The organism is Shewanella sp. 433, from assembly GCF_059338565.1.
Genome location: NZ_CM181703.1, coordinates 999,164 through 1,011,212, shown reverse-complemented (window position 1 = coordinate 1,011,212; position 12,049 = coordinate 999,164). Strand labels below are relative to the sequence as shown.

Here is a 12,049-nt window from a genome sequence, read left to right as displayed (position 1 = left end):
TCAGATTAAGTCCCTTTGGGTGGCAGTTTCGGCCTGAGCTTCAAGGCTTAAGCCTTCAGTCTCGTCGATAAAACGAATAACTTCATAGAGATAATCTAGTTTACCCGTGGCGATGTAGATCTGCTTTTCCACGTTAGGACGCAGCAGATACCCCAGCTCCACCAAGCGTTTAAATACCAACTTAATTTGTGCATCCACCTGAGTACTGCTAGAGCCAAATAAACGGTAGTGGCTGATCTTAGCCAGCTGCTCACGAAACGCGGGGGTATCTTCGATGCGCATCTGCAGTTCGCTTAAACGCACCGCCGCCCCTTCGCAAAGCGGCGCATCTTGACCACTGGCTTCTTGCACCAGCACCAGCCATTCGACCAAAGGGATCAATGCATTACAGATATCGCGAAACTGAGACGATATCACCTTGCGCTCAGTGTCACCGAGCTGCAAGTAACCACAGAAAAACACCTCGCCTTCACCGGCCGATGCCACTGTACGGTTAATGCGGTTAAGGTACTGCTCGACACTGTCGCGGGTTGTCGATGACTTTAACGCACGCCACGCTTCTTCGTTACTGGTGCGGCAGATAAATTCACCGCGCAGCAAACTTTCAATCAATGCGCCTTGGCCGACTAATACGGTTTGTGTGCTATTACTCATTTATCCCGTCTCCTTGGCAAAACGCTGGCTTAACTTGTCGGCAATAGGATTTAATTGCGGCTTCACGACCTGTAATTTCTTGGTCTGTTTATTGATGATATAGCGGTTAACAAATAGATTTAGCACCTCTGACTCAGGGTTAGGAAATGCCCCTAACACGCTGATATTGTTGTTTTCACAGGCATCAAAAATCTTTTTCACGTTACCGTGGTGTAAGGTGCCTAACTCATCGATAGGCCAATGGATGGTCACATCGGCACGGCCACGCAGTAAGCGGGTAAAAGCCAGCAAGAACTTACATAAAATCAGGTAGGCCATACCATGGCTCGACGACTCATTAAGCTGTCGGTCGGTGCGGATGATGAGGTCGCTGTTACCCTCTTTTAGGCGCAGCTCAATCTCTAATAACTTGGCGATGCCACCCGTTAATGCCGCGCGGCCAATAATGTCTAAGGCGCGGCGCATGCTGTTGGTGTAGTGCTCGTCGGGCAATTCGGCAAAGCCGTCGGCTTTCCATTGACGGAACGCCTTAACAAACACCTCAAGCTCTGGCCAAAACTCCAGCTCGCTGATGCGCGAGCGGATACGCACCGCCGACTCGCTCACCCCATCGAGGAACAGCTCTTCACCCACTTCGCGGGTAATACGCGCACTTTGCGAGGCAATACGGCGGTCGATATCGGCTAACACATCGTAAAAGGCGGTCAAATCGATACCAAAATTACGCCCTTGCTCACGCAGGCCCATCACGGCTTGGGGCACCATCACATTGAGCAGCTGCTCAAGTTGTGGCACGAGCTTACGATAATCGAGTAGGCGAATGCCTTTATCGTTAATAAAGCTCGACTCTTCGCGCGCACGATCCCAGATCTCCGACAGGCTCGACCCGGACTTACTGGCGATCACCGAATCAAAATGTTCAATATATTGCTTCACCGATCCCAGCAATTGATCGCGGCGCAGTAACTGATCTTCACCTTGACGCAGGCGCTCAGCCAAGCTGCCTTGCAGTTCATCATTGCTTGCGGGCAATTTTAGCTCGGCCAGTTTACGCATCACGCTGCGCAATTTAGTGAGGTTTTCAGACGCTTCCACTTGAATCGCATCCGATTGCTTACGCTGGCTGTCGAGCTCCTGACGTCGCTGCTTGATCTCGTTGGCTTTGCGAGTCAACTGCTGCTCTAGCTCAGCGACCGCCATCTTGACCTTACTCAGCTCAGTTTGCAGCTTAGGCTTACGTGACAACCAGGTGTGCTGGTACCAGTCATCGAAGCGCAGCACTTCACTGCGACGCTGTTCGGCTTTGCTGATGTCACTTTCAAGCTGACGTATCTCCTGCTTGAGCTTAACAATTTTGCCTTCATCGACGCCGCGAGATTTAAGCTCATCTTTGTACCACTGCTCACAGGCTTTTTGCTCTGCTTTGGCGTCTTGACGGCGCTGGGCGATATTGTTTTTCACCTGGGCTAACTGGTTGTCTAAAACGCCGACCACCTCTTGCCAGTAGGCGTTTTTCTCCATGCGGGCTTCGAGCTCTAGCTCTTTTTGCGCCGCTATCCACTCTTGATGCCGGGCATTGAGCTGCTTAATCTCGCTGTCGATACGGCTAAGGCGTTTTTGTGCCTCGGCTTTACGGCCGCTCAACGCTTGATTGATTTTCTCTTGCTCGCTGCGTTTATCATCAAACAGGCGACGCAGATCGTCACGGCTATTCTTATAGGCAGTCTTGGCAAAGGTCAGCTCCCGGTTGAGCTCATCGAGTTCGGCGTTACACGCCACCAGATGCGCTTCGGCCTCGGTTTGCAGCGCCTTGGCCGCCGCCAAGGTCTCTTCGGCCTCACTGTAGCGGCTACGCAGCTCCTGCTCTGACGCGGCATAGTCAGGAATATCAATGGCTTTAAGATCTAGAGCGATACCACAAAAGCTCTCTTGCGGCTCGGTTATGGTTGGGTGTAAGTCGCTGCGATGCAGTAACTCAGGGTTAATCAGCTTACCAATATTGGCTTCCCACCCGTTGACCTCTTTGCGCAGGTATTCAAGCAGGGTGTGAGATTGGGGAAACAACACATGGTGCAACTCGTCGAGGGCAGTTTGACGCTCAATGACCCTCAGTCCCGCTTGGCGCAGGGCTTCGTTGGCTTGATCGCGTTTGGCTCTGAGCTTGCGCTCATGGCTGCTTAGGCGTTCGACCTTGGCATTGCACACCTCTTGTTCTTCGTCAGCTTGGGCGATCCGCTCATCGAACACGGCCAAGCTGAGCTTTTCCGCTTCGCTGTAGGTGACATTGTTAACCTGCATGGTCAACTCGGCGGCCGAGAGCTTTAACTGATAGGCTTGTTCGCTGTGTTTCGCGCGCCCCGCTTCCAGCTGCTCGCGCCATTGTTGCTCTAGTGCCGCTAACTCGTTACGGCCCTGCTCTTGCTGCTTGTCGCGGGCTTCGCGATGCTTATCTTGCTCTTTATCGAGCTGCTCTAATTCGCGGTTAAGGTTGTCACCAATTTTACTGCGACGGGCATTGTAAGCCGCCTCGACATCTTGGTGTTTTTCGGTTTGCAGCTTATGGCGCTCGGTTAAGTTATCTAAACTGGCGCGCCAGCTTGGCAGCTGGTCGAGATCCAATTTAGCCTGCTCTATATCGGCATCGAGAAAGGCACCGTGCTGATCTTCGATTGCGTCTAGCTCGGCTTCAAACTTAGTCACATCGCCCTTGGCGGCGGACAAGTCTTGATTGAGCTCGTCGCGCTGCTCGCGCCACTCCTCGTCGAGTTGGCGCAGCTGCTCCCCTAACGCCTTGGAGCGTTGCTGATTAAGCTCTTGGCGCTCAACCTCGGCGGTTTCATCTTTACTGTAACCACGCTTAAGGCCGCTCAGGCGCTGCTCGGCGCTGAGTAACTGATTAAACTCCTGTTCGAGCTTGTCGTACTCGGGGCGGATCTGCTCAAATCCTTGGATCAACTGGCTTTCACGGATCCAGGCTTCCACGCGCTGTGGATTGAGGCGCGAGCTGGGCGGATTGACCCCATCTTCCTCTAAGATGGCGGCGATCATCGATTTGATGGTCTCCATCTTGCCTTCTTTCGAGTGCACCGCTTTGGCCAGTTTTTCGATATGGCGCAGCGAGTGTTCCTGCTGACATAAGGAAAACTGCCGCGCATAGGCGCGCAGCTCACTGCGGTTACTGCCCGTGCTCAATAAGGTGCGATCGTTTTGTATGATGGCGCGATATTCTCGGGTGTTGAGTAAATTACTCACCGACACGCCGCTGCGTTTCATCTCGCGGCCCAGCTCTGCCATGTTGTGGCACAAAATCGAGTCGCCTTGCTGGGACTTCACATAGTCTGCCAGTTCAAATGCTTTGGCGATAAAACGGTAATTAACCCCTTTGCCATCACCCGCCGATGCCAGCACTGCTTGGCTGTAAAGGCCATCGTCACGCACATATTCATAGATGATGTAACTGGAATCGTGCGGCAGATACCAACGCTCGAAACTATCACGGGTTGAGGGCACGACTCGGCTCGGATATTCGCCATAAAATACTGGCACCAAACGCTGCAAGGTGGTTTTACCCGAGGCGTTGGTCCCACAAATATTGGTGTGTCCGTCGAGGGCGAGTTCAACAACGCCAGGTAGGTGCGTGTTTATCAGCACTATTCGATTCAAACTAGGCATCTTTTTCCTTAATGCAAACGGCGCTAGGGCGGTCATAGCGCGCATAAAAACCTCCCCACGCCAAGGCGTAACGGCAGGCAGCAACAATCTAATGGTCACTAAAGTAAATCAAAGCGACAGGCTTGGCAATCGAGCGGCGCTCGAGGCGCTTTTGGACGTTTAAAAAGCACGCTTACATCGCAAAACCAGCTTAATAATGCGTCAATAAGATGCAGTGAGACGACTTAACCGCGCCCACAAAAAAGCTCGCACTTGGCGAGCCCTTAATATAAAGCTAAAGCGGGTTACTTAACCGTTAAGCACCTTGGTAATCGATGCGCCGCGCTTCATAACGCGCCACCATGGCGTCCATATCTTGCTCTTCAATGGCGCGCAGGCCACTCAGCACTAAAGTTTTAACGCCGGTGCCCACTAACTTATCACCGCAGCGCAGCTCAAATTTAAGGGTAACATCGCCGCGCTTACCGTCTATCACTAAGGTTTGCTCCACCAGCGACAGTTCAATATGGTTAAAGTCCAATGTGACTAAGTCAAAGGCCATGCTTTCGTAGATCACTAATGGACGAGCGGGATTGATCATCACCCCTTGCTCGCGCATTAACGGCACTAATACATGGGTAAAGTTCAGCCCTGAGAAGGCCACATAGCTGCGAATAAAAGATTCGGTTTGCACATCACACAAGGTGCTGTCGCCGCTACGCTCGACGCTTAGATATTGTTTATCTTTATGGTCACGAATAGCAAAACGCTCGCCCACCTGAGGTGGAAACACCAAGGACACCCCATCGCCCACCATGCCTTCGAACTGAAAACGCATCTTTTGGCTCAAGCCATATTGACCAAGTACTAAGGCAAACAAGAGATCGCCAGGCACGCAAAAGCGTTTGGCTGCCACATCATGGATGGGGTTAAAGTCTTGTGCGACCTCTTTGGCAAAATCACTGGCTTGCTGGGCCGATACTGAAACACTTTGCTGTTCTTTTTTAAAATAAGGGCTTAGAAACATATGGGCTCGTTCAATCAGGGTTATCCAAAATGGGGGGCGCTAGTATATACCTGTTTACAAAAAACACTCACCCGATGACTTGAGCGGTGATAAACACGAGTCAACACCGAAGCTCTCAAACAAACTAACCGACTGTTATTAAATAAAAATAAATACCCCCTATTTAAAAAAATGCTTTGCGTCAGCCTTTTCGAGTGCGTAATTTATTGACTCGGATCAAAATCTTAATGATAACTATTTGCATTATCATGATTGATATGTAAAATTGCCCGCATTAAAACAACCCCAATACAACAACTGGGAAAATGATGATGAAGAAAACACTAATCGCAGCAACCTTATTTGGTATTTTTGCAAGCCAAGGTGCTAATGCATCGCAGGACACTCAAGAGCTACGCAAGATTATCGAGCAGCAACAAAAAGTGCTACAAGAATTAGAAAGCCGCTTAGAGCAGACAGAAAAGCGTGTAGAGCAAACTGCTGATGTCGTTGAAGAATCAAGCTCAGCTAAAAGCGCGACCACCATTGGGGGTTACGGTGAGCTGCATTACAACAACATCACTGACAATCAGTCGGGCAAAGATAAAAAAGAGTTCGACTTTCACCGCTTCGTACTGTTTGTCGGCCATGAATTTAATGCAAGCACTCGCTTTTTCTCTGAGCTAGAAGTGGAGCACTCTATCTCAGGTGACGGCCAAAAGGGTGAAGTTGAGCTAGAGCAAGCCTATATCGAACACGATTTCAGTGACACGCTTACGGGTAAAGCGGGTTTATTCTTGATGCCTGTTGGTATCATCAACGAAACCCATGAGCCACCAGCCTTCTACGGTGTTGAGCGCAATCCGGTAGAAAAAGACATTTTACCCGCCACGTGGTGGGAAGCGGGTCTAAATCTCAACATTAAAGCCGCACCGGGCCTCGCATTTGATGCAGCCGTGACTTCGGGCCTTAATGTGGGTGACGACTATAAGATCCGTGGTGGACGCCAAAAGGTGTCGAAAGCCAAAGCAGAAGATCTGGCTTATACGGGTCGCGTGAAATACACCGCTATTCCTGGTCTTGAACTGGCGGCGACGGTGCAATATCAATCCGATCTAACCCAAGGTAAAGCGGATGTCGATACAGCATCAGCCACTTTGCTTACCGCTCATGCGATCTACAGCATCGACAAATTCACCGTTAAAGCACTGTACGCTCAGTGGGATATTGACGGACAAGAAGCCAAACTGCTAGGACGTGACGAGCAGAAGGGTTACTACATCGAGCCTTCATACCGTATCAACGAAAGCTTTGGTGTGTTTGCTCGCTACAATGCATGGGACAACAATGCGGGTAACGGTGATGATACTGAAATCACCCAAACCAATATCGGTGTGAACTATTGGTTACACGAGAACGTGGTATTCAAGGCTGACTATGAAAAAGTGGGCGGCGCTAAAGACGCTGACGGCTTTAACTTAGGCGTTGGCTACCAGTTCTAAGCTACACCTACGTCATAAAACGGTGCGCATGCTGGGTTTGCGCACCGCTTTCCATTAAGGTCGTCACTTGCTGAGCTCAGCGAGTAAGACATTTGTCATAAGCGATGTTACATCAGGGCACCACATGATCACTTTTCGCATTATCGTCACACTACTATTTACCGCGCTATTACTGACGGCAAGCCATGGCGTACTAGCGAATAGTGTCTACCAAAGTAATGATGAATTTATCAGCCAAGCCCTTAATACACCGACGCCAAAAGCAAAAGTCTATTGGTTACAAGATGACGATAAACAGGTTATCGAGCAGATCTTAGCCCACAGATACAATAAAATGCGGGTACGCTACTGGCAGCAAGCCGATGAAACAGTCTGGATTTTAGATGAAATAGGCAAAGAGTCTCCCATTACTGTGGGTATCCATATTAAGCAGCAGGCTATCGCCAAAACAAAGGTGTTGGTATACCGTGAAAGTCGCGGTGACGAAGTAAGGCACGACTTTTTTACGAATCAATTTACCCAAGCCACGCTCAATGCAGATCATCAACTTGACCGTCATATCGATGGTATTACTGGCGCAACCCTATCGGTCAGGGCATTAACTAAATTATCCCGTATCGCCCTGTATCTCGATAGCAAGATCAACAGCTAATTTGACATGCATCTGGCAAATCGTAGGCCCCGAGCTCATTTACAGCGATATTTTTGTAGCGCCATTGTGTATTATGCTGCCTCAATGACATCACCTATAGCCATTTACCGCTAAGTTAGATAAAGATACTCCTTAATGACTCATAAGCCCCCTAAGCGCCGCCACACCTCAAGACTTCACCGGTTAGTCAAATTTTGTCGTCCTTGGCATCGACGCTTAGGCTGTGTTAGCGCGCTACTGGTTATCTTAGTGTCATTAACTGGCATATTAATCAACCATAGCCATCAACTCTCACTCGACAAGCACGGGGTTGAACAACAGTGGCTACTCGATCATTACGGCATAAAAGCGCCATCAAACAGCGAGGTTTTTTCACTCTCGCCATCACTTGCCAGTACCGATAACCTCTTATGGCTCGCAGGTGAACAAGTGTTAGAAGCTAACGGCCCCATTATCAGCGCCCTTGCATACCAAGGCATGCTCGTCGCCATCGATAGCGATACTCTCTACCTAGTATCAATGCAGGGTGAGCTGTTAGAAAAACAAGGCAGCGCAACGGGCTTGCCTGCCAATCTATCTGCCTTGGCTATCTCCCCAGGTACAGAACATAGCCAACTATGGCTTAACAGCAGTCACGGTCAATTTGTGGCTGATGCCGAGCTTATCTCATGGCAATCGGCGACGCCAACGCAGCCCCTGGCTTGGTCAAACACCCTTAATACAGCACAGAGCCACAAGCTCATTGAGACCCTCACACTGCGCGCCCGCGCCAGCCACCTCTCTTGGGAGAGGGTACTGCTCGATATCCACAGTGGTCGCATTATTGGTATATCTGGGCCATGGTTAATGGATTTGGTGGCACTTAGCTTAATTTTTATGACCCTCTCGGGCCTTTACCTCTGGCAACAAGCCAAACCCAAAAAACGTCAGTCACATCGCTCGCACTAATGCACCAATAATCTTTCATTTTTCGCTCATGATTTGGTAGCTAAAATCCCTAAGCTGAGTTAGCTTTAGCGGCAGACAAATTCTGCACGGCAATAGGATCCTCTTGGCCTGCACTCTAGGTCTAGGCGATGCCGATTATCGGCATCTATCACCCTCTTTATGAGATTGAACATTCTATGTCTAATGTGGCGCCTACCCTGTCGGCTATCGACACTCAGTTGCATCAGCTTGTTAAAGATATTGATATTTTAGAAGCCGTTAAGCCGCTTAACTACCTGCAACAAAAACAGGCCTTCTTTGATAACCACTTCTCCATTGAGCCTCGCTTTATCTACGCCGACACCTCAATCGATCCGTTTAAACTCAAACGCGATCTGTTTAACCTGCCATTAGAGTCACTCGATGATCCCGATATCTACACCTTATATCTGGACATTGTTGACTCGTATGTGGATAAAATCGATCAGTTTAAATCTATCGGCAGCAGTGAGTTTTTGTATGACTCGCTGCGTTACTATGGCGAGCCCAGCGAAAAAGACTTGCGCAATGCCCAGTTCATTTTGCATCTGCCCGATCTTCAACAAGATGGCGATGAGCCGCAGCTCGACGCGCAGGCAATCGGCGAGTTGTTGCAACAGATGGCGCAGCAAGAAGACTACCAATGGCAGCTGCAGTTTGACGAGACCATGGTAGCCAACGCCTTAGTGTCTGGCACCACAGTGCGCATTAACAGCCATGCCCGCTTGAGTAAAACCGATGCACGAGCCTTAGCGCATCATGAGTTAGGGGTGCATTTAGTCACCTCCCTCAATGGTAAACATCAGCCACTGAAAATTTTGTCGCTGGGCTGTCCACTCAATACCATGACTCAGGAAGGCTTGGCGATTTTAAGCGAATACCTGTCAGGCAATCTTAGCGTTAAGCGCTTAAAAACCTTGGCGCTCAGAGTGATTGCGGTGCGGTCGATGATCGAAGATAAAAACTTTCGCACCACCTTCTTAATGCTTAAAGAAGATTACGGTGTCGAGCCCAACTTGGCTTACACCATTACCGCGCGAGTGTATCGAGGCGGCGGCTATACCAAAGATCACCTCTATCTCAAAGGCTTTAGCATGATCTTAAACGCCTATGAAAATGAGCCGCAGTTTAATCACCTATTGATGGGCAAAACCTCATTGGCTTATCTGCCCATGTTGTCGCGTTTAATTGCAAAAGGCATTTTATCGGCGCCAAAGTACATTACCCCCGCCTATAAAAATCCGGTGGCAAACAGCGCCGTGAACACCTTTATCACCCACGCCATTCGCTAATATTTGCCGCGTGCCATGCAGCTCATGCCCATACAAGAGTAAGGCCCATAAAAAAGGAGGACGCGAGTCCTCCTTTTTTATCATCGATACACGCTGTAACCCTTATCTGCCAGTCAATTTTTGCCACCAAGACAAGGGCTGACCACAGTTACGTATGGGGCGATAACTCTCACGCAGCGCAGGTAAGCCAACCACATTGGCGCAATCGGCCTCTTGTGCCACCCCGGTATCACGATCGAAATAGCCTTGTACCACGCCCTCAACGGGGGTGCGCCTTAAACTGATGGGCGCACGCTGGCGTAAAAACTCCTGATACACCGCCATAGCACCGCTGCTGCCATAGAGTCCAGTTTTACCATTATCGTCACGCCCAACCCAAACAGAGGCGACATTTCGCTCATCGAAACCGGCAAACCAAGAGTCACGAGAATCATTACTGGTACCGGTTTTACCCGCCAGTGTCACCCCAGGAAATGCACGCCCTAAGCGGCTGGCCGTCCCCGACTGCACCACTTGTGTCATGGCGTGTTGCACCAAGAAATCGCTGGCCACCGGGATAGCTTGATGGGTCTTAATGGGGCTGCCCGCTAAGGCCTGATTGTCCATATCGAGCACATGGGTCACCGCACTGAGCTGACGGTAACGCCCATTATCGGCCAAGGTTTGATACACCTGCGCCACCATCAAGGGCGAGCCATTAACCGCGCCCAATAACATTGAGGGATACTCAGATATTTTATCTGGCCAGCCCGCCTTATCTAAGGTGGTGGCCACCGCATCGGTACCGATAGCCATACCCAAGTTAACCGTGGGCACATTCATCGACTTTTTAAAAGCCGTTAACAAAGGCACCTGACCCGAAAACTGTTTATCGACGTTTTGCGGTGACCAGGTTTGGCCATGCTGGTTTGTTAGGGTGATCGGCTCATCTTTTAACGGCGTCGCCAAGGTGTACTTATCAGCTTGAGTCAAGGCGCTGGCGTATACGAAAGGCTTAATCAATGAGCCTATGGGGCGACGTATCTCGACCGCACGGTTAAAGCCATAATAACTTGGCACTTTATCACCTACCATGGCAGCAATACCTGCCGAATACTTATCGGTGACCACCATGCCCACTTGCAAGGCTTTGTCGCGTTTAGCCAGCTGCTTCATGGTCGACTCCACCGCCGTTTCGGCGGCTTCTTGCGCCATAGGATCTAACGTGGTGTACACCTTAATGCCCGATTGCTGCAACAGAGCATCGCCATAACGCTCGCTCAACTCATGGCGCACCACGGCAAAAAATGCCGGTAACTTTTGTTGCACCGATTTATCAAACTGGCGTAATCCCAGCGGCGAGTCGACCGCGACCTTATATTGCGCCACAGACAACTGCTGCGCCTCCATCAACAGCCGCAGCACCAGATCGCGCCGAGCTTGCGCCCGCTCAGGATAGCGCCACGGATTGTAATAAGATGGCCCTTTGATCACCGCCACTAAAAAGGCTTGCTGCGGCAGAGTCAGCTCGGCGATGGGCCGACCAAAATAGAACTGCGACGCCAGCCCCATGCCATGCACGGCTCGGGCCTTATCTTGCCCCATATACACTTCGTTAAGGTAGGCTTCTAAGATCTCATCCTTGTCATACCGAAAGTCGATAATGATCGCCATTAACGCCTCGCGCAGCTTACGCACAATTGAGCGCTCGCTTGACAGAAAGAAATTTTTCGCCAGCTGCTGGGTTAAGGTCGAGCCGCCTTGTACCGTGCGTCCCGCGCTCAGGTTAACTAATGCGGCACGTACAATCGCAAAGGGATTGACGCCGTGGTGCTCATAAAAACTGCGATCTTCCACCAAAATTAACGCATCGACAATCGCCTTAGGCATCTGCTCTGCATCAACAAAGAGGCGATCTTCGCCGTCTCCGGCGATCATTCTGTCCAGTAACACAGGTTCAAGGTGGAACACCGCCAGTTGACGATTATCGCTTTGACGCGCGACCGATTCGACCCCTAGGCTATCAAACGTTATCATCACTCGCTGCTCGGCCTGCGAGCCTTGTGGGTGCAGGAAAGGCCGGCGCCACAGATCGACCCGCGTGCTAGAGGCGGAAAACTCCCCCACCTGGCGCGGATTAGCCACCTTGCGGTAACCGAGTAACTTGAGCTCGGCGATCAATTGGCTATGGCTCACCGCCGCCCCAGGGTAGATCGCCATAGAGCGACTAAACACCTGCGCTGGCAGATGCCATTTTTGCCCTTCAAATTTACGCGCGATAATTTGATCTAAATAGATACTGTAAATAATCAACGCCGCCAGCAGTGCCAAGGATAGCTTCCACACG

General features: G+C 50.4%; 8 protein-coding genes. 4 read left to right on the top strand and 4 right to left on the bottom strand.

The window, feature by feature from the left end:
- From AC5YB1_RS04600 to AC5YB1_RS04590, 3 genes are all read right to left on the bottom strand, one after another.
- A complete protein-coding gene (locus AC5YB1_RS04600) occupies nucleotides 1-654 on the bottom strand; it encodes a hypothetical protein (protein WP_475514873.1) in 654 nt (217 codons plus the stop codon).
- A complete protein-coding gene (locus AC5YB1_RS04595) occupies nucleotides 655-4,326 on the bottom strand; it encodes an ATP-binding protein (RefSeq protein WP_475517046.1) in 3,672 nt (1,223 codons plus the stop codon).
- A 295-nt stretch (nucleotides 4,327-4,621) separates the two neighbouring features.
- Nucleotides 4,622-5,332, bottom strand: coding sequence for a DUF3581 domain-containing protein (locus tag AC5YB1_RS04590; protein WP_475514874.1), 711 nt, complete (start codon nucleotides 5,330-5,332; stop codon nucleotides 4,622-4,624).
- 305 nt (nucleotides 5,333-5,637) lie between these two features.
- Between AC5YB1_RS04590 and AC5YB1_RS04585 the strand changes: the two genes are divergently transcribed.
- The 4 genes from AC5YB1_RS04585 (at nucleotide 5,638) to AC5YB1_RS04570 (ending at nucleotide 9,723) form a co-directional block, all read left to right on the top strand.
- Entirely contained in the window at nucleotides 5,638-6,813 is a 1,176-nt protein-coding gene (locus AC5YB1_RS04585; protein ID WP_494520894.1) for a porin, read from the top strand.
- 124 nt (nucleotides 6,814-6,937) lie between these two features.
- Complete coding sequence (locus AC5YB1_RS04580) at nucleotides 6,938-7,465, top strand: FMN-binding protein (protein WP_494520893.1); 528 nt, start codon at nucleotides 6,938-6,940, stop codon at nucleotides 7,463-7,465.
- Nucleotides 7,466-7,600: 135 nt separating this feature from the next.
- Nucleotides 7,601-8,413 (top strand): PepSY-associated TM helix domain-containing protein, encoded by an 813-nt coding sequence (locus AC5YB1_RS04575; RefSeq protein WP_494520892.1) that lies wholly within the window; start codon nucleotides 7,601-7,603, stop codon nucleotides 8,411-8,413.
- 128 nt (nucleotides 8,414-8,541) lie between these two features.
- Nucleotides 8,542-9,723 carry a flavohemoglobin expression-modulating QEGLA motif protein gene (locus AC5YB1_RS04570; protein ID WP_494520891.1) on the top strand — a complete coding sequence of 394 codons (1,182 nt, stop codon included), beginning with the start codon at nucleotides 8,542-8,544 and terminating at the stop codon, nucleotides 9,721-9,723.
- 102 nt (nucleotides 9,724-9,825) lie between these two features.
- Here the strand turns inward: AC5YB1_RS04570 and mrcB are convergent, their stop codons facing one another.
- Entirely contained in the window at nucleotides 9,826-12,048 is a 2,223-nt protein-coding gene (mrcB, locus tag AC5YB1_RS04565) for a penicillin-binding protein 1B (protein ID WP_494520890.1), read from the bottom strand.
- Between the last annotated feature and the right edge of the window lies 1 nt (nucleotide 12,049).